The 18,271-nt window shown below is 68.0% G+C and carries 20 protein-coding genes; 9 read left to right on the top strand and 11 right to left on the bottom strand.

Annotated features, from left to right (window positions below; translation table 11 throughout):
* Positions 1-48 precede the first annotated feature (48 nt).
* Together EV652_RS23870 and EV652_RS23865 are read left to right on the top strand one after the other, a co-directional pair.
* A complete protein-coding gene (locus EV652_RS23870) occupies positions 49-612 on the top strand; it encodes a winged helix-turn-helix domain-containing protein (RefSeq protein WP_132211760.1) in 564 nt (187 codons plus the stop codon).
* Positions 605-1,435: an SRPBCC family protein gene (locus tag EV652_RS23865; protein WP_132211440.1), complete on the top strand. Its 831-nt coding sequence runs from the start codon at positions 605-607 to the stop codon at positions 1,433-1,435. The genes EV652_RS23870 and EV652_RS23865 overlap by 8 nt, the downstream gene beginning before the upstream one ends.
* On the opposite strand, the gene EV652_RS23860 is transcribed toward EV652_RS23865, so the two are convergent.
* Positions 1,432-2,334: a LysR family transcriptional regulator gene (locus EV652_RS23860; protein ID WP_132211439.1), complete on the bottom strand. Its 903-nt coding sequence runs from the start codon at positions 2,332-2,334 to the stop codon at positions 1,432-1,434. The genes EV652_RS23865 and EV652_RS23860 overlap by 4 nt on opposite strands.
* Before the next feature lie 82 nt (positions 2,335-2,416).
* On the opposite strand from EV652_RS23860, the gene EV652_RS23855 reads away from it, so the two are divergent.
* Both EV652_RS23855 and EV652_RS23850 read left to right on the top strand, forming a co-directional pair.
* Positions 2,417-3,664 (top strand): MFS transporter, encoded by a 1,248-nt coding sequence (locus EV652_RS23855; protein ID WP_132211438.1) that lies wholly within the window; start codon positions 2,417-2,419, stop codon positions 3,662-3,664.
* Positions 3,665-3,673: 9 nt separating this feature from the next.
* Complete coding sequence (locus tag EV652_RS23850) at positions 3,674-4,369, top strand: dienelactone hydrolase family protein (RefSeq protein ID WP_132211437.1); 696 nt, start codon at positions 3,674-3,676, stop codon at positions 4,367-4,369.
* A 31-nt stretch (positions 4,370-4,400) separates the two neighbouring features.
* On the opposite strand, the gene EV652_RS23845 is transcribed toward EV652_RS23850, so the two are convergent.
* Positions 4,401-5,342, bottom strand: a complete 942-nt coding sequence (locus EV652_RS23845; RefSeq protein WP_132211436.1) for an AraC family transcriptional regulator — start codon at positions 5,340-5,342, stop codon at positions 4,401-4,403.
* A 92-nt stretch (positions 5,343-5,434) separates the two neighbouring features.
* Between EV652_RS23845 and EV652_RS23840 the strand changes: the two genes are divergently transcribed.
* Complete coding sequence (locus EV652_RS23840) at positions 5,435-6,283, top strand: NAD(P)H-binding protein (protein ID WP_132211435.1); 849 nt, start codon at positions 5,435-5,437, stop codon at positions 6,281-6,283.
* 54 nt (positions 6,284-6,337) lie between these two features.
* Here EV652_RS23840 and EV652_RS23835 read toward each other — a convergent pair whose 3' ends face one another.
* From EV652_RS23835 to EV652_RS23825, 3 genes are all read right to left on the bottom strand, one after another.
* Positions 6,338-7,504: a zinc-dependent metalloprotease family protein gene (locus EV652_RS23835; RefSeq protein WP_132211434.1), complete on the bottom strand. Its 1,167-nt coding sequence runs from the start codon at positions 7,502-7,504 to the stop codon at positions 6,338-6,340.
* Positions 7,505-7,597: 93 nt separating this feature from the next.
* Complete coding sequence (locus EV652_RS23830) at positions 7,598-8,410, bottom strand: ABC transporter permease (protein ID WP_132211433.1); 813 nt, start codon at positions 8,408-8,410, stop codon at positions 7,598-7,600.
* Between the two features lie 119 nt (positions 8,411-8,529).
* Positions 8,530-9,501: an ATP-binding cassette domain-containing protein gene (locus EV652_RS23825; protein WP_132211432.1), complete on the bottom strand. Its 972-nt coding sequence runs from the start codon at positions 9,499-9,501 to the stop codon at positions 8,530-8,532.
* Positions 9,502-9,589: 88 nt separating this feature from the next.
* On the opposite strand from EV652_RS23825, the gene EV652_RS23820 reads away from it, so the two are divergent.
* Both EV652_RS23820 and EV652_RS23815 read left to right on the top strand, forming a co-directional pair.
* On the top strand, positions 9,590-10,558 hold the full coding sequence (locus tag EV652_RS23820) for a helix-turn-helix transcriptional regulator (protein WP_132211431.1): 969 nt from the start codon (positions 9,590-9,592) through the stop codon (positions 10,556-10,558).
* Positions 10,555-11,139, top strand: a complete 585-nt coding sequence (locus tag EV652_RS23815) for a YdeI/OmpD-associated family protein (protein WP_132211430.1) — start codon at positions 10,555-10,557, stop codon at positions 11,137-11,139. The genes EV652_RS23820 and EV652_RS23815 overlap by 4 nt, the downstream gene beginning before the upstream one ends.
* Here the strand turns inward: EV652_RS23815 and EV652_RS23810 are convergent, their stop codons facing one another.
* From EV652_RS23810 to EV652_RS46035, 5 genes are all read right to left on the bottom strand, one after another.
* Positions 11,140-11,949 (bottom strand): phytanoyl-CoA dioxygenase family protein, encoded by an 810-nt coding sequence (locus EV652_RS23810; protein WP_132211429.1) that lies wholly within the window; start codon positions 11,947-11,949, stop codon positions 11,140-11,142.
* A 46-nt stretch (positions 11,950-11,995) separates the two neighbouring features.
* The gene (gene pip, locus EV652_RS23805) at positions 11,996-12,955 is read right to left on the bottom strand and encodes a prolyl aminopeptidase (protein WP_132211428.1); all 960 of its coding nucleotides are present in this window, start codon (positions 12,953-12,955) and stop codon (positions 11,996-11,998) included.
* 57 nt (positions 12,956-13,012) lie between these two features.
* On the bottom strand, positions 13,013-13,921 hold the full coding sequence (locus tag EV652_RS23800) for a UbiA prenyltransferase family protein (protein WP_132211427.1): 909 nt from the start codon (positions 13,919-13,921) through the stop codon (positions 13,013-13,015).
* Between the two features lie 63 nt (positions 13,922-13,984).
* Complete coding sequence (locus tag EV652_RS23795; protein ID WP_132211426.1) at positions 13,985-14,836, bottom strand: Vgb family protein; 852 nt, start codon at positions 14,834-14,836, stop codon at positions 13,985-13,987.
* A complete protein-coding gene (locus EV652_RS46035; protein WP_132211425.1) occupies positions 14,823-15,191 on the bottom strand; it encodes an ATP-binding cassette domain-containing protein in 369 nt (122 codons plus the stop codon). Before EV652_RS46035 ends, EV652_RS23795 begins: the two co-directional genes overlap by 14 nt.
* Positions 15,192-15,294: 103 nt before the next feature.
* Between EV652_RS46035 and EV652_RS23785 the strand changes: the two genes are divergently transcribed.
* Positions 15,295-15,897, top strand: coding sequence for a TetR/AcrR family transcriptional regulator (locus tag EV652_RS23785; protein ID WP_132211424.1), 603 nt, complete (start codon positions 15,295-15,297; stop codon positions 15,895-15,897).
* A 15-nt stretch (positions 15,898-15,912) separates the two neighbouring features.
* Entirely contained in the window at positions 15,913-16,680 is a 768-nt protein-coding gene (locus tag EV652_RS23780; protein WP_132211423.1) for an SDR family NAD(P)-dependent oxidoreductase, read from the top strand.
* Positions 16,681-16,701: 21 nt separating this feature from the next.
* On the opposite strand, the gene EV652_RS23775 is transcribed toward EV652_RS23780, so the two are convergent.
* A complete protein-coding gene (locus EV652_RS23775) occupies positions 16,702-18,255 on the bottom strand; it encodes an LCP family glycopolymer transferase (RefSeq protein ID WP_132211422.1) in 1,554 nt (517 codons plus the stop codon).
* Positions 18,256-18,271 lie beyond the last annotated feature (16 nt).

Genomic DNA, 18,271 nt, shown 5'->3' with positions numbered 1-18,271 from the left:
TACTGTTCATTGACAAAGGAGATTTTTACGTACAAACTTTTTTGTGTGATGAGAGACGTGATGCACCTGGAGCAGCTCGAGCAAGCTGAGGCGCTGTTCAAGCCGCAGCGCATCGAGGTGCTGCGGCGGCTGGCCGAGCCGCACACCTGCGGCGAGGTGGCCGAACAGCTCGGGCAGACTCCGCAGCGTGTCTACTACCACGTCAAGCGCCTCGTCGAGGCCGGTCTGGTGACCCTGGTGGAGGAGCGCAAGGTGCGCGGCATCCGCGAGGGCATCTACCAGGCGACGGCCCGCTCGTACTGGCTGTCGCCCCGGCTCGTCGGCCGGATCGGCGGACTGCGCCGGACTCAGGACGAGCTGAGCCTCGGCTACCTGCTGGACCTGATGGAAGAGGTCCAGACAGACATCGCCGCGCTGGACCGGGCAGCTCCGGAGCTGCCGTCCATCGGGGTGTCCGGTGAGATCCGGGTCCCACCGGACCGGCGGCGGGAGTTCTTCCAAGACCTGCAGAGCACGCTGCAAGACCTTTTCGAGCGCTACGGCGGCTCCGAGGGCGACGCCTTCAAGCTGGCCGTGGCCTGCTATCCCAAGGGAGACCAAGACCATGACTGAACCTCTGATCCTCCAGGCCCGGGCGAAGACCGGCATCGACGACGTCCGCCTGGCGTTGACCGACCCCAAGGCACTCAACCTCTGGCTCGGCGAGCACTCGAACGTCGACCTGCCCGGGACCTTCGAGTTCTGGGGCCGCTACATCCCCGAGGGCGACGCTCCGCACCAGCGAGTCCTCCAGTACGACGACCACACGCTGAAGTTGGCGTGGTTGCTCGGCGGCGAGGAGACCACCACCGAGATCACGCTGATCGAGGAGAGCGACGACTCCACGGTCATCAAGCTGTCGCAGAGCCACTTCAAGTGGGCGGAGGCGGTCACCAATTCGAACATCCGCGGCGTACTCCAGACGTTCTGGTCGCTCGCGCTCGCCAACCTGGTCGACCACCTGGAAGGCCGTGAGCTCACCACCCGGCCGGACTTCACCTCGTCGACGTTGGCCGGCGAGGCACTGATCGACGCGCCGGCGGCTCAGGTCTACGCGTCGCTCACCGAGTCCGCGAAGGCGTCCGAGTGGTTCGGGTACCCGGTGGACATCGACGCGCGGGTCGGCGGCCGGTTCGCGATGGGTGGGTTCGAGGCCGGGCCCGGGATGGAGATCATCGATCTGGTCGAGGGACAGAAGATGTCCATCGACTGGGGACTGGCCGGGATCAGCACCTGGGAGCTGGCCGAGTCCGGCGGGAAGACCCGGCTCACGTTCGTGATGAGTGGGTTCGAGGGCAAGCCGCCGTACGGGGCGTGGCTCGGCTGGCTCAGTGGCGTCGCCTCGCTCCGCCGCTACAACGAGCAGAAGGACTGGCAGTCCATCTGGGTCGCCTAGAAGTACGGCCCACCTGGGCGGAGCGAGTCAGCCATCAGATCGAGCAGGGCGGTCACCGCTCTGCTCGGTCGTCTGCCGCTGACCGTCACCACCGACAACGTCCAGCTCAGGTCGGAGCCCGCGATCGGGAGCTGAGCCACGCCGGGCGCCGCGGCCGGCTCCAACTGCGGTACGACGGCGATGCCGAGACCGACCCGGACGTAGTCGGGGATCGTGGTCAGTTCCGGCACCTCGACCTGGATCCGCCGCGGGATGCCGGCGTTGTCGAAGGCCCTGTCGACCATGCTGCGGTTGCCGAACCCGCGCGGCATGTCGACGAACCGTTCCGTGCTGAGCTCGTCGAGTGCGACCTCCGGCTTGCCGGCCAGCGGATGGGACGACGGCAGCAGGACGACGAACGGCACCGTGGCGAGGTCGCGGATCTCCAGTCCGTGCAGCTCGGACCTGGACAGCCCGACCAGCGCCACATCGAGTCGGCCGTGACGTACGTCGTCCGCCAGTCCGCTCGACCCGGTCGGCGACGTCGCCACCTGTACGTCGACCAACGGGTACTTCCGGTGGAACGCGCCGAGCAACTCGGCCAGATTGACCAGACCGAGCCGCGCCAACGTGCCGATCCGGATGTTGCCGCGCAACCCCGCCGACGCCTCCTCGACCGCGGCCCGGGCCCGGTCCAGCGCCTCCAGCGCGGCCTTTGCCTCGGGCAACAACGCTTGACCGGCCGCGGACAGGGTCACCCGGCGGGTCGAGCGGTCGAACAGGGTCGTCTTGAGATCCGTCTCCAGCGCCCGTACGGCGGCCGACACTGTGGACTGGACGGTGAACAGCCGCTGGGCCGCGCGGGTGAAGCTCAGCTCCTCGGCGACGGCGACGAAGTATTCGAGTTGGCGACTGTCCACAGGCTGAATTATCGGACTTGTCGATAAGAGCGTGCAAGAACTTTCGTTGGACTCGATAGATCAGGCGAGCGAACCTGGAGACATGTCTGCCTTGACTGGTTCCGGTGCGCTCGAGTCCACCGGCTCACGCGTCCGGTTCCGCCACGGTCCGGGGTTCTGGGTGATCGCCGCGGCCTTCCTGACCACGATGGCGTTCTCCACGGTCCCGACACCGCTCTACGCCATCTACCAGCAGCGCGACGGCTTCCCGACGTACGTCATCACCGTCATCTTCGCGAGCTACGCGGTTGGCGTGATGGCCAGCCTCTACCTCGCCGGCCATGTCAGCGACTGGTTCGGCCGGCGTCGGGTCGCCCTGCTCGCCGTACTCGCCGAGGTCTTGTCCGCCGTTGTCTTCCTGGTCTGGCAGGACGTCCCCGGGTTGCTGGTCGCCCGGTTCATCTGCGGTGTCGGTGTCGGCATCCTGACCGCGACGGCCACCGCACATCTGTCCGAACTGCGACAGGTCGCCCGGCCGGACGAGGACCCGAGTCGCTCGGCGCTGATCTCGAGCATGGTGAACCTCGGCGGGCTGGCGTTCGGTCCATTGGTGGGTGGTCTGCTCGCGCAGTACGTGTCGTCACCGCTCGAGCGCCCGTACGAGATCTTCCTGGTGTTGCTGGTGCTCAGTGCGGTGGGGATTGCGCTGGTTCCAGAGACGGTGGAGCGGCTGGAGGAGCGGCCGGCCTATCGACCGCAGCGAGTCGCGCTTCCGTCGTCCGCGAAGCCGTTGTTCTTCGCGACCGCGGTCGGAGCCTTCGCGGCGTTCGCGATCTTCGGGCTCTTCACGTCGCTGGCGCCGACGTTCCTGGCCGGGACGTTGCACCAGACCTCGCGGCTGCTTGCGGGCGTGGTGACGTTCGCCGTCTTTATCGCGGGAGCCGGCAGTCAGGTTGTCTTCGTTCGGATGAGTCGCCCGCACCAACTCCGCCTCGGCCTCATCCTCATGTCGGTGGGTCTCGTCGGCGTCGCCGTCGGCGGCCTGCTCCCCAGCCTCGCGCTCTTCATCGTCGGCGGAGTTGTGGCCGGCGCCGGCGTAGGCCTCGTCTTCCGCGGTGCCGTGGCCACCGCCGCCTCCCTCGCCGACCCGACCTCCCGCGGCGAAGTCCTCGCCGCCCTCTTCCTTATCGCCTACGCCGGCCTGGTCATTCCAGTCCTGGCCATCGGCCTGGGCATAGCCCTGCTCCCAGCCGAGCTGGCCCTCCTGATCTTCTCCGCCATCATCCTCATCCTCGTCAACACCGCCGTCCTCCGCATGCTCGCCGCACACCGCAGCCAGCCGGCTGTCTAGGATTCGCGTATGGGTGTGACTGTGAGGGTTGGGGAGCAGGACGCTTACCTGGCTCGGGTGGGGCGGGCTGGGATGTTGTTGTTGCCGATGATCACCGGGATCGGGGAGCAGGTCCGGGAGTGGGCCGACGAGCTGGCCGGCGAGGGGATCACGGCGTTGGTGTGGGACCCGTTCAAGGGGCGGAGTACCGACAACTCGACCCGGGAGGAACTCAGCGCGCTCCTGCGTGAGATGGACGACGACAAGGCGCTGGCCGAGCAGACCGAGTTGCTGGACTACCTGACGGATGAGCTCGGGTGCAGCACTGTCGGCGTGATCGGGTGGTGCCTCGGCGGGCGGTTCGCCTTCTTGCTGGCGGCACGGGATCACCGGGTCGCCAACGTCGTCGCGTTCCACCCGACGGTGCCGTCGAAGCTCCCGCCGCATCATTCGTACGACGCGATCGCCGAAGCCGGTGCGATCACGGCGCCGGTGCTGGTCAGCTACCCGAGTGCGGACACCGCCGTACCGAATGCTGACTTCGAGGCCCTGCAGACCGTCCTCCAGGCACGGTCGACCGGCGCGACATTCACGCAGTACTTCCCGGGTGCGGACCATGGCTTCTCCGACAAGTCCCGCCACGACAAGGACGTCAACGCGAACGCGTTCCGCCTGGCCTGGCCGCAAGCCCTCGCCTTCATGAGGGCCACCACCGCCGGCCACTAGGTCCCGATCCTGAGAAAGTCATGGCGGAGGGTTAGGCGGCGGCGGTTGCTCGGCGGTGGGCGGTCGGGGTGGTGCCGCGGACTCGTTTGAAGGCGACGCTGAGGGCGAAGGCGTTGGCGTAGCCGACGCGGCGGGCGATGGTTTCTACGGTGTCGCGAGTGCCTCGGAGGAGGTCGGCGGCCAGGGCGATGCGCCAGCCGGTCAGGTAGGTCATCGGGGCTTCGCCGACGAGGGCGGTGAAGCGGCGGGCCAGGCTGGCGCGGGAGACGCCGACGCGGGCGGCCAGTTCGGTGACGCTCCACGGGTGGGCCGGGTTCTCGTGGATCAGTCGCAAGGCCAGCCCGGCGACGGGATCGCTCTGCGCCTGATACCAGCCCGGTGCGTGCGACTCCGGCCGGGCGAACCACGCCCGCAGCGTAGTGATGAGTGCCAGGTCCAGCCATCGATCCAGCACACTCTGCTGACCGGGTTCGTCGCGCTGGATCTCGCTGAGCACGATGTCCATCACAGAACCGGCGACGTCGGCGGCCGGTACGACGAGCACCGAGGGAAGGGCCGCGAGCAGTCGCCGACTCACATCGCCGGCCAGCTGATAGGTGCCACTGACAACCATCGCCTCGCCCTCGACGCGACCGCCGTACGTGCGGACGCCGAGCCGGGCACTGTAGTCGGTCGGTGCCCCAGGCAACGGTTCACATACCCCGCCCGGATGGATGCGGAGTTGGGGCGCGGTTGCCAGTGCGTCACCCACGATGTACGGCGCCGGGCCGGTGAACACCGCGACGTCGCCCTGCTCCATCCGCGCCGGCTCGGTGCCGTCCCGTCGTACCCAGGCCGAGCCGCGGACCAGGGTGGCGAGGGAGAGCGCGGCCTCGTCGCGGATGTCGAGTGCCCAGGGCGGATCCATGATCGTCAGGTTGAACACGCCGCCCCGTGCGCGGGTGCCGGCCAGTAGATCGTCGAGGACATCCATGCAGCCCACAGTACGTTAGGTTGAGCGCTTCGAACATCGAATTGCGCTGAACAACCATGGTTTGTCTCACCGAACCGCGATGAACTGAAGCCATGACAACGACACCGATTCTGATCCTGAGTGGTAAAGGCAAGACCGGCCGCCGCGTCGTCGAGCAACTCGAGGCCCGTGGGGTGCCGTACCGGCTGGCCTCGCGGTCGAGTGCACAGCGCTTCGACTGGTACGACGACAGCACCTGGTCACCCACGATCGCCGGCGCCGAGACGGCGTACCTGGCACCGCCCGTGGGCCCGACCGGGCTGGCCCAGGCGTGCCGGTTCATCAAGCAGGCCGCCTCCGAAGGTCTCCGCCGGGTCGTGCTGCTGTCCGGCCGCGGGGTCGGCAGCCCGGGTCGCGACTTCGCCGTGTACGACGGTGGGCTCGAGCTCGAGGATGCGGTGAAGGCCAGCGGCGCCGACTGGACGATCATTCAGCCGTCCTGGTTCGCGCAGGGCTTCAGCGAGGACTTCCTGCGCTACCACGTGCTCGCCGGTGAGATCCGGCTTTCGGCCGGCGACGGTGGTGAGGCCTGGATCGACACGAACGACGTCGGTGACGTGATGACCGCCGTACTGCTCGACGAGGCCCACACCGGCGCGACGTACACGATCTCCGGACCGCGCTACCTGAACATGACCGAGGTGGCCGCCGAGCTGTCGGTCGCCACGGGACGGCCGATCGGTTACGTCGACCTCGAGCCGCAGGCGCACGTCACCGAACTGGTCGACCAGGGCCTCGAGCTCGAGGACGCCGAAGCCGTTCGCGACCTGTTCGCGGTGATCCGCAACCACCGATCGGAGTACGTCTCCGACGGAGTCCAGCAGGTCCTCGGCCGCCCGCCGCGCGACTTCACCGACTGGGCCCGCGATACCGCCGCGACAGGCCTGTGGTCTGCCGAGTAGTAGAAACGCAGAGGCCCCCGCACCCACCTAAAGGTGCGGGGGCCTTGCAGGCGATCAGCGGTGGCTGTGCTGCAACTTGACGTACTCGGAGTGCGTCATCTCCTGGAGCTCGGAGCCTGCGGTCTTGGCCCGAACGTTGCTGCCTTGGCCGACGGCGCCGCCGCCGAAGACGATGCTCGCCCAGTTGTTCTGCGCGGTCAGCGTCGTGTTGGTGTTGTCGTCGTTGATGTCCGCCGCGGTCGTGTCGGTGGCGTCACCGTCGCAGTTCCAGTCGATCGGCGAGCTGGCCGCACCGGCTGTCGTCCGGGTGGTGCCGTTCGGGCACTTCCACTTGGTCTTGTACGCCGAGGCCGAGCCGCCGAGACCGACCGACTCCTTCAGGCTGGTCTCGTTCAGGGCCGCCGGCGCGATGTTCGAGTAGCCCCAGTACAGGGTGCCGTTGGACTTCAGCACACCGCCGAGCTGGAAGAAGTAGTTCATCACGCTCAGGTAGTTGGGCTTGTAGTTCCCGTGGTCGGTGCCACCGTGCCGCAGGCCCAGGTTGTGCCCGAGTTCGTGGATGAAGGTGCCGACCTCCTGGTCGTCAGTGCCGGCCCAGCCGCACTTGGGGCCGACCGTGACGATGAAGGTGTCGTTCGGGATCGCGAAGGCCTGACCGCTGCTGCAGCCGCCGTCGTAGCTGTCGGCCCAGAGCATGTAGTGGAAGACAGCCTTGCGGACACTGGCGAAGTTCGCGTTCTTGATCGCCGTGGTCTGCGAAGCGGACGGCTGCAGGTTGTTGTCGTACGTCACCTGGTTGCCGCCGCCGAGGTTGTACGCCGATCCGGCGGCCGCGCCGGCGTCGAGGTGGATCTTGATCCCGGTGGTGCCGTCGGGGTTGCTGACGGGTGCGCTGGCGAAGACCTGGACGATCCGGTCCAGCCCGGCGGTGCTGGTCAGCCGGCCGGACATGTAGTCCATCTCGACGAACAGATCCTTCTTGGTCGGCGACGCGCCCATCGCGGGCAGGTTGACGTCGATGGTGCCGTCGCCGTTGGCGTCGTACCCGTTCGTCTCCCAGGTGTCGGGCAACGTGTCGCCGTCGGTGTCGGTCGCAAGGGGCGCGGCCACGGTTCGCGGTCCGTCAACGGACGGAGGTACGGCGGCCGCCGCGCTCGTGGCGGCGAGCGCGGCGACAGCCAGGGAACCGAGCATGGACAGAAGCGCAGGGCGGGGCTTCATCAGATCTCCTAGTGGGCGGTGGGTGATCTGTCCGACACCGTAGGTGATCTGGTTCACTTTGCGCGGCTCAGCAGAGCCAATGGCCCAATTGGGTCAGTTCGCCGAGCGCAGCATCATCCTGATGCCGACGGTCAGGCCGAGGGCCGCGGTCACGATCGCGGCGACCCAGCCCCACAGCGCCGCGCTGGAGAACACGTCACCGGAGAACAGGGTCCGTTCGGCGTCGACGACGTACGACAGCGGGTTGAACTTCGCCGCAACCTTCATCCAGCCCGGGCCGGTCTCCAAGGGGAGGAGCATCCCGGACAGGATCATCAGCGGGAACAGGAAGGTCTGCTGCACCATCCAGAACATCCAGTCCTGTTTGCGGACCGCGATCGCCAGCGCGTAGCTGAACGCACCGAGTCCGATCCCGAACACCGCCAGCAGGGCCATTCCGACCAGCGCGCCGCCGAGATGCAGGTCGAACGTGAACGGCGTCATCACCGTGATCACGACGACCGCCTGCCCGAACAGCGGCACCATCTCCTTCAGCGCCCGGCCGACCAGCAGCGACGACCGCGACAGCGGCGTCACCAGCATCCGCTCGTGCGCACCGGTCTGGAACTCGAACAGCAGGTTCGCGCCGGTGGTCGACGTACCGAACAGCGTCGTCATCACCAGGATCGACGGCACGAACCACTGCCAGACGCCGTCGCCGAACGTGCCGCCCATCGACCCGGCCAGCAACGGCCCGAACAGAGCGAGGAACACCAGCGGCTGGATCATCCCGAACAGCAGCGAGAACGGATCCCGCAGCACCGGCTTCAGTTCCCGGGTCATCACGATCCGGATGTCGCGCACCAGACTCCGCCGGGGTTGTGCGGAGAGCATGGTCGATGTCTTGGACACGGTGATGGTGGTCATGGGGCCTCCCGGCCTGGACTGAGGAGTGGAGAGCGAAGCGACTGGAGTGACGAGGGAAGGCCGGGAGCCAAGGCCCCATGACCGCGCCGGCGCCGGAGGCCCGGCCAAAGGCAGAGTCATCAGGCTGCCTTTCCATTGGTCTCGGATTCGCGGAGGCTGCGGCCGGTGAGGTTGAGGAACACGTCGTCGAGGGTCGGGCGATGGACCTGCGCCGCCGCGACCGGTACGCCGTACTGCTGCGCCGCCGTGATCAAGGCGGGAAGGGCCGCCGGTCCGTCCGCGACCCGGACGCTGAGCTCGTCGCCGACGGCAACCACCTCGCGGGCCCCAGGCAACTTCTCGGCCAGCTCGGCGAGTTTCGGCAGGTTGCTCGGAGCAACCGTCATCGCGAGCCGATCGCCGGCCAGCTTGGTTTTCAGCGCGTCGGCGGTGTCGTCCGCGATCACCTGGCCGTGGTCCACCACAACCACCCGCTCGGCCATCGAGTCGGCCTCGTCCAGGTAGTGCGTGGTCAGCACGATCGTCATCGCGTACTGCTCGCGCATCCGCAGGATGTGGTCCCACAGGTTCGCCCGGTTCTGCGGGTCGAGCCCGGTCGACGGTTCGTCCAGGAACAGCAGGTTCGGCGCGTGCACGAGTCCCATCGCGACATCGAGCCGGCGACGCTGACCGCCGGACAACTCGGACACCTTCCGGCCGGCGAGCTCGGTCAGTTCGAGCGCTTCCATCAGTTCGCCGGTACGACGCTTCGCCGCGTGCCGGTCGAGTCCGTAGATGACGCCCTGGCCGACCAGTTCGTCACCGGCCCGCTGGTTGTGGCCCGCGCCGTTGCCCTGGCCGACGTACCCGATCCGGCGCCGTACCTGGCTGGGGTGTGCGGTCACGTCGTACCCGGCGACCGTCGCCGTCCCCGACGTGGGCGCGATGAGCGTGGTGAGCATCCGCAGTGTGGTGGTCTTGCCGGCGCCGTTCGGGCCGAGGACGGCGACCAGCTCGCCGGGTTCGACGTCGAGGCTGATGCCGCGGACGGCGTGCACGGTCTCGGTGCGGCTTACCACGAAGTCCCTGGTGAGCTCTCGGGTGCTGATCACGATGTCTCCTTCGGTGTTGGCTTGATGCCTCAGACATTTCCAGCAGAAGAGGACAGGTTCTGGCCGTTACTCGTGGCAATCTGAACTCATGTCCGAAACCTCGGCTCGACTTCTCTCGCTGCTGTCCCTGCTCCAGGCCCGCCGCGACTGGCCGGGCGCGCTGCTGGCCGATCGACTCGAGGTCAGCCCGCGCACCGTCCGCCGCGACGTCGACCGGTTGCGCGACCTCGGCTACCCCGTGCGCGCGACCAAGGGACCGGACGGCGGCTACCGCCTCGACGCGGGCGCGGACCTGCCCCCGCTGCTGTTCGACGACGACCAGGCCATCGCGGTCGCGGTCGCCCTGCAGACCGCGACCACCACGGTCACCGGGATCGAGGAGGGTGCGCTGCGCGCGCTCGCCACGGTCCGCCAGGTGATGCCGGCCCGGCTGCGGCAGCGGGTCGACGCACTCCAGGTGACGACGGTCGACCGGTACGCCGACAGGCGTCGTACGACCGTGGACTCGGACCAGCTGATCGCGATCGGGATGGCGGTCCGGGCACGCGAGGTACTGCGGTTCGACTACGCGTCACCGCGGGCGTCGGAGGAGGAGTGGCTGCCGCCGCGGAAGGTCGAGCCGCATCACCTGGTGACCTGGGGCGGCCGGTGGTACCTGGTCGGCTGGGATCTCGACCGGAAGGACTGGCGCACGTTCCGGGTGGACCGGATGACGCCGAAGACGCCGACCGGTCCGCGGTTCACACCGCGCGAACTGCCCGCGCCCGACGTCGCGTCGTACATCTCCAAGCAGTTCAGTCGCCAGAGTCAGTGGCCGTGCCAGGGCGAGGCGATCCTGCAGGCGAAGGCCTCCGACATCGCCCAGTGGGCCGGCCGCGACGCCATCGTGGAAGAGGTCACTGCGGACAGTTGCCGCCTCATCCTCTCCGGCTGGTCCTGGACCGGCCTGGCCGCGACGTTCGGCATGTTCGAGTGCGACCTCGAGTTCGTCGGCCCCCAGGAACTGAAAGACGCCGCGGCCCACCTCGCCGAGCGCTACACCGCGGCCGCCTCATGAGCGCCGAGGTCATCGTGGCCGACGCCCACGCCTGGCACACGTGGCTCAGCGAGCATCACCAGGCCAACGACGGGATCTGGCTGGTGCTCGCCAAGAAGGCCGTGACGACGCCGACGAGTCTCACCTACGACCAGGCCCTCGAAGAAGCGCTGTGTCACGGCTGGATCGACGGTCAGCGGAAGGGGCGCGACGACCGCACCTTCGTGCAGCGCTTCACGCCGCGGCGCGCCCGCAGTCTGTGGTCGAAACGGAACGTCGGAATCGTCGCGCGGATGGAGAGCGAGGGCCGCATGGTGGCCGCCGGCCGCGAACAGGTCGAACGGGCCAAGGCGGACGGCCGGTGGGAGACGGCGTACGGCGGCTCCAGTGAGCTCGAGGTCCCCACCGACCTGGCCGAGGCACTCGCCGCCGCACCGCGGGCGCAGGCGATGTTCGACATCCTGACCAGCGCGAACCGGTTCGCGGTCGTGTACCGGGTGACGTCGCCGAAACGAGCGGAGACCAGGGCGCGGCGGATCGCGCAGACCGTCGAGCAACTCGCTCGCGGCGAGACGATCTACCCGCAGAAGCGGACGCTCTGATCAGTACAGGACGGGATTCATCGGCGAGGAGATCTGGTCGCCGGGCTGGTTGCCGGGCATCCAGGCGGCGAGGTCGGCCTCCTGGAACTTGTTGACCGGCGCGGAGATCTCCATCGCGGCGTCGACGTAGATGATCGTCATCACCCGGCGCGGTACGTCGGTCTGGTTCGGCGGCGCGTGGTGGAACGTCCAGCCGAGGTGGTAGCTGACCTCGCCGAGTTCGTACGGCTCGGAGACCTCGGTGAAGTCCTGCTCGGCCAGCGCCTGCTGCAGGACCTGCTCCGACTCGTCGCTGATCGGCAGGTCCCGGCCGTGCTCGAAGACGTGACTGCCCGCGGCGAACGACAGCGGACCCATCTCCATCGGCGTCTCCTGCAGTGGCACCCACACCGTCACACACCGGTCGGTCGCGAACGGCCAGTAGTACTGGTCCGCGTGCCACGGCGTGACTCCGCCGCCGGACTCCTTGTAGAGCGCCTGGTCGTGGTACAGCCTCACCGACTGCACGCCCAGCAGTTGCGCCGCGATCCGGGCCAGTCGCGGGGACGACACGAAGTCGAGCACCTGCTCGCTGTCCTGCCACAGGTTCATCACCTGCAGGAACGCCTTCCCGTAGGTGTCGCGCTCCTCCAGCGGCAGGTGCTGGGTGTTCAGCTCGATCACCTTGCCGGTGATCTCGGGCTCGTACGCCGCGATGGTCTCCGGGCTCAGCACGTTCCTCAGCTTGACGAATCCGTGCTCGGCGAAATGGGAGACGGCGGACCGACTGAGGGTGTAGTCGGTCACGAGCTCAGGGCGGGTCAACGTCATGCCACCCTAGGGTTCCGGCGCGCTTTATCGATGTAAAGATCAGTGATCAAATCTTTGCGGTTTGTGCGAACCGGTCCAGCGCGGCCAGGATCAGCTTCGTCGTCGAAGTTCCACCGGCTCCGTGACCCTCCTGCTCGACCAGATGCAACTCCGCATCCGGCCAGACCTGGGCCATCCGCCAGGCGATGTCCGGCGGGCTGCTGATGTCCAGCCGGCCGTGGATCAGCACACCCGGGATCCCGGCCAGTCTGCCCGCTTCGCGTTCCAGGACACCTTCGTCCAGCCAGGCCGCGTGACCCCAGTAGTGCGTGACGAGCCGGGCCAATCGCAGCCGGAAGACCGGGTCGTCGTACCTGGAGTCCGGCTTCCAGCCCGGATGTGTCCGGACATGGGTGTCCTCCCAGTCGCACCAGTCCCGCGCCGCCTTCTCGCGGACGGCCGGATCCGGGTCGTGCAGGAGTCGGCTGTAGGCGAGCGGCAGGTTCCCGTCCCGCTGGTCTTCCGGTACGCCGTCGCGGAAGCGGGCCCATTCCTCCGGGAAGATGCGGCCCATGTCCCGGGTGATCCACTCGACCTCACGCCGGGTCGTGTTGGTGACGCTGAACAGAACGATCTCCGAGATCGCCTCCGGATGCTGCTCGGCGTACGCGAGTCCGAGGGTTGCGCCGTGGGATGCGCCCAGAATCAGCCACTTCTCGATACCGAGCATGCCGCGGAGTTGCTCGAAATCCGCGATCAGGTGGGCGGTGGTGTTGGTGCTCAGGTCCACGTCCGGTTCGGCGGCGTCCGGCGTACTGCGGCCGCAGTTGCGCTGGTCGACCAGCACCACTTTGTACGCCGACGGGTCGAAGTACCGTCGCCACGAGGCACCGGCCCCGGAACCCGGTCCGCCGTGGATCACCACGGCCGGCTTGCCGTCCGGGTTGCCGCAGACCTCCCAGTAGACGCGGTGGCCATCACCGACGTCGAGCAGGCCGTGGTCGTAAGGCTCGATCTCGGGGTACACGGGCGACTCCTCTGATCTAACAGCACTGTTATATCCAATGTAACAGCACTGTTAGAACTACAGCACGCCGGTATAGGTCAGCGCGAACGTGCCACAGGGGAAGAGGAACAGCGAGGCCAGCACGATGATCCCCTTGAACGACTGCCGCGGCCCGATCAACCGCCGGTAGGCGACGATCAGCACCGGCACCATCACCACCTCGAGGACCAGCATGCTGCGCGGGATGATCGTGCCGGTCGCGGCCAGCACTACCGACAACGCCGCCGCCGCGATCCAGGCACCGAACCCGATCCGGTACGTCGTCCGCGCCCCGAACCGGACCGCGATGGTCTGGTAGCCGGCGGCCCGGTCGGCCTCGAGATCGGCCAAGGTCGTCGGCAAGTACAGACCGACTGCCGCCAGCGTGCCCTGGAGGCCCATCAGCCACGGGAAGTCGCCGAGATCGGGATTGACCGCCGCCCATCCGGCGAGGGGGCCGAACGCGCCGAGCGCCAGCGCGTTCACCGCGACGTCGAAACCGGCCCGCGTCTTCAACCGCACCGGCGGCACGCTGTAGGCGTAGCCGAGAAGAACGGCGAGCAGCACCCCGAAGGCGAACACGACTCCGACATGCAGGCTGATCCCGACCGCAGCGACCGCGGCGGCGAAGGCCAGCCGCTTCACCGCTCGCAGCGTGATGCGGCCGTCGAGCAGTGGAGACTTCGCCTTGCGCGGATTCAGCCGGTCACTCGGAAGGTCGTACGCATCGTTGATCGCCAGCACCGCGAGCCAGACCAGCGGACCCATCACGACGGCGCCGATGATGAGTCGCGGCCAGTCCTCGAGCGGTGGAACGAGCTGCCGCGTCGCGAGCAGGATGCCGACGTAGTACGGCACGATCGACACGACCCAGAAGGCAGGCCGTCCGACTGCCAGCACATCCCGAACTCGCGGTGCCGCTGTCCGAAGTCCCACCGTCGTGGTCACAGCACCACTCTGCTCCTGGCTGCCGGGACCGATCCTCCTTCCGGAGAGTGAACCCCCTCACTCTCACGGTTGAATGTGAGCAACGGAACCCTTCTCCAACGCGACCCAGACCGATCCGTCGGTGTCCAGTGCCAGCCCATGCGGCTCGGAACCCGCCCCGAGGCCGATCTGTTCGATCAGGTTGCCCGCGGCATCCAATCGGGCCACGGCGGCCGCGCCCCACAAGGTGATCCAGCACCCGCCGTCGTCCGTCGCCACCACCGCATGCGGCTTCGAATCGGGTGGCAGCGGGAACTCCACGATCGTGCCGTCGGGTGTGATCCGGCCCGCCTGCCCGGCAAGGATCTCGACGAACCACACCGCGTCGACCCCGGCGCTGATCCCGACCGGCCCGGCTCCCTCGATGGGCAGCGGGTACGTCGTGACGCTGCCGGTCGTGGTCATCCGCCCGATCGCGTTGCCCTGGTTGAGCGTGAACCACAGGTCGTCGGTCGCGGTGATTATCGCCGGGAACGCCCCGGTCGTCCCGATCGGGTACGTCGACACCTCGCCATCCACTGTCAGGCGACCGATCTGGTCCGTGTTCATCAGCGTGAACCACACCGCATCATCGGGTCCGACGCAGATCCCGTACGGCGAACCGCCGCCCGGAACCTTGATGGCCGCCACCTCAGGACTCCCTGTTGCGATGCGTCCGATCCGGTCGTCACCGCTGCGGGTGAACCACACCGCGTCATCCGGGCCCGGCACGATCACGCTCGGGCGCGAATCCGCTGCCCCAAGGTCGAAGCGTTGCCCGGACAGTCGAGCGACCACGCCGGCGTGGACGAGCGTCGTCCACACCTCGCCCCTGGCGACGGCAACGCCGTACGGACCCTCGTTCGGTCCAGCGACGGTGAACTCAGTGACAGACAAGGCTGGCCTCCTTCAGTTCAAGCACCGCACCGCGCCAGCGGGAGTTGAACCGGCGGTCGTGGCTGACCGCGACGAGCGCACCGGCGTACTCGTCGAGCGCAGCCTCCAGTTCCTCCACCAGCGCGAGCGACAGGTGGTTCGTGGGTTCGTCGAGTAACAGGACGTCGTACGGCGTGGACAGCAGGCGGGCCGACTCGACGCCGGCCGCGATTCGCAGCAGGGTCGACTTGCCGGAGCCGTTCTCGCCGATCAGGCCGCTGACCTGTCCCGGTGGGAAGGCGCAGGTGATCTGGTCGAGGACGAGGCGGTGGTCGTGGGACTTGGTGAGGTCGTGCAAGGACAGTTGGGTAGGCATAGGGATCCTCCTGACGCGCGCGGGGTTCGTGTTCGGAACGGCCGGGGTCAGAAGATCACTGCTGCCTCCACTAATGCGACGATTGTTGCGTTAAGATCATGCCATGACGACGGGTGAGCGCGCAAGCAGGCCGGGTGGGCGAACCGCTCGGGTGCGGGCCGACGTACTGGCGGCGGTCGAGGCCGAGTTGGCCGAGCACGGGTACGACGGGCTGACGATCGACGGGGTCGCGGCGCGGTCCGGCGTACATCGGACGACGGTGTATCGGCGGTGGAAGACGGTCGCCGGGCTGCTCGTCGACCTGCTCCGGGCCGGGCTCGACGACTCGTGGGAGCCGGCTGACACGGGGTCGCTCGAGGGGGACCTGCTCAAACTCAACCGCGAGGTGCATACCGCGCTCACCGAGCGTCCGTCGATCACGCAGGCGGTGATCGCGGCGTCGTTCCGTACGCCGGAGGCCGCGGAGGCGCTGACCGCGTTCTGGGCCGACCGGTATCGCCGGAGTGCGGTCGTCGTACGGCGGGCCGTCGTACGGGGTGAGGTGGACCCGTCGATCGATCCGCATCAGGTGGTGATGACCGCGACCGCGCCGCTCTACCACCAACTCGTCCTGCTCCGGCAGCCATTGTCGCGAGCCTCCGCTGACCGCTACGCGAGAGCGGCCGCTCTCTCAGCGCAGTCGGGCATAGGCTCCAGTCACGCCTAAGTTGAGGAGAGAGCTTTGACTGGACGTCTGACGAACGAGGTCGTGCTGGTGACCGGGGCCGCGCGGGGCATCGGGCGGGCGGTGGCAGCGAAGGCCGCGGAAGAAGGTGCCGCTGTCGCACTGATCGACGTACTGGCCGATCAGCTCACCGCGACGACCGCGGAACTCCAGGAGACCGGTGCCAAGGTCGCGGCCGCGGTCGGCGACATCACCGACGAGACCTCCGTCCGCCAGGCCGTCGAGAAGCTGACCGACGACCTCGGCCGGCCGATCACGGTGCTGGTCAACAACGCCGGCAAGAACGCGTACGCCGACGCGACCAAGATGACCGTGCAGGAGTGGGACAGCGTCTTCGACGTGGACCTCAAGGGCGCCTGGCTGATGGCCCGCCAGGTGCTGCCGGCGATGATCGAGAACCGGCACGGCTCGATCGTCAACATCGCCTCGATCCACTCCAGTCTGACCACCGCCGGCATGTTCCCGTACGCCGCAGCCAAGTCCGGACTCGTCGGGATGACCCGCAGCCTCGCCCTGGACGTCGCCCCGCACCAGGTCCGCGTCAACGCCGTCAGTCCCGGCTACATCGGCACCGACCTGCTCGAGGAGTTCTTCGACACCATCCCCGGCGAACGCGAGAAGGCGCTCAGCGTCCACCCCCTCGGCCGCATCGGCACCCCCGAGAACGTCGCCGAAGTCGTCTGCTTCCTCGCCTCCCCCGCCGCCGCCTTCGTCACCGGCGCCAACTGGTCCGTAGACGGCGGCCTCGGCGTCCGCTACGCCTGACGCCGCGCCCGGCCCGCCTGTTCAGTTGGGTGGGCCGGGGGTGTAGGCGCAGGCTTCGGTGAGGTTTGTCGGGGTGGTTGGGTTCGCGGTTGGTTTGGTGGTGGTGGGGCGGCGGGTTGGGGTGGTGGTGGGGCTGGGGTTGGGCCTGGGGGTGGGTGGGTTGAGGGCGTTGGCGATGAGGATGCGCATCGCGGCGTAGTTGGGGTTGCGGCCGTTGGGGTAGTTGCGTTTCTTGTCCAGGTCGATGTTGGTGATCTTGGCGGACTTGACCTTCTGGCCGAGGGTGATGAGGTGGGGGAGGATGTCCGGCGGGACGTCGGTGCGGATGAGTTGTTCGCCGGCCTTGGCGATGGACTGGTAGTTGGCGAGGACGTTCTGCGGAGTCGCGCGTTCCACGATCGCCTTGATCGTGCAGCGTTGGCGCGCCTGGCGGGCCACGTCGGCGCCTGGGACCCGGTAGCGGCCGCGGGCGAACCAGAGGGCGTCGGTGCCGTTCAGCTTCCGGTTCGGGCCCGGTTCGAGATAGCGGCTCGGCGGGATCTTCTTGTCGTCGTTCCCACCGACCGGGACCGGGTAGTTGATGTTCACCGTGATCCCGCCCAGCGCCTCCACCATCTGCTCGAACCCGGCCAGGTTGATCTGCACGTAGTAGTGCAGTTGCAGCCCGAGCGCCTCCCCGACCGACAGCTTGAGTACATCGGCGCCCTCGTTGTCCGACGGCCCGAGGATGCCGCGATGCAGTTCCGGCACCTTCCGGTACATCGCGTCCAGGTAGAAGTCCGACTGCTCCTTCGGGCCGTTCGGATCCCAGAAGCCGGTCGGGTAGATCTTGTACAGCGGCGAGTCCTTCGGGAACGGCATCCGCATCCAGTTCCGGGTCAGCGAGATCAGCGCGGTGTCCCCGGTCTTGGTGTCGATACTCGCGACCATCACCGTGTCGGTCCGCGTCCCGTCCCGGCCCTCGCCGTCGTCCGCGCCGAGCAGCAGCAGGTTCAGCCGCGGCAACTGCGCCCACACGTCCTTGGTGTTGGTGATCGTCGGCCGCGTCTGGCTCTTCGACTTGTCGTTCCCGAACACCTTCCGCACCAGACTGCGTTGCGCCATCAGCGTCTGCGCGCCGAGCGCCGTACTCGACGCCATGGCGAAGCACACGAGTCCGATCACCACCGCACCGAACAGCCGCGACGCCGGCCCCACTGCCAGCGGCCGGAGCATCTTGTACGACGTCACGAGTACGACGACCCAGCACAGTGCGACCGCACCCAGCCCAGCGACCATCCACAGCAACAAGTCCGGATCGAGAGCCCAAGCGATCACGTCGTCCCGGCGCTTCAGTCCGACGTACGCCGCGGCGCCGTACAGCGCGAGGCTGATCGTCGTCACCAGGCAGCCGAGCCGGAACCGCCGCGCGGCCAGGTACGCCGTACCGGGAAGGAGCACACCGAGGACCGCGAGCGCCAGCGCGCCGAACGAGGACCGTTGCCGAGGCTTCGGCCGCCGGGCTCGACCGGGTCGGGCGGCGCGACGGGCTCTACTGCTCGGGGACACGGCGCTCCACTCGGCGGTCGGCGGCATGACAGGTGGACGCCTC

This window comes from Kribbella steppae (genome assembly GCF_004342025.1).
Taxonomy (GTDB): domain Bacteria; phylum Actinomycetota; class Actinomycetes; order Propionibacteriales; family Kribbellaceae; genus Kribbella; species Kribbella steppae.
This window is presented reverse-complemented; position numbering and strand designations above follow the sequence as displayed.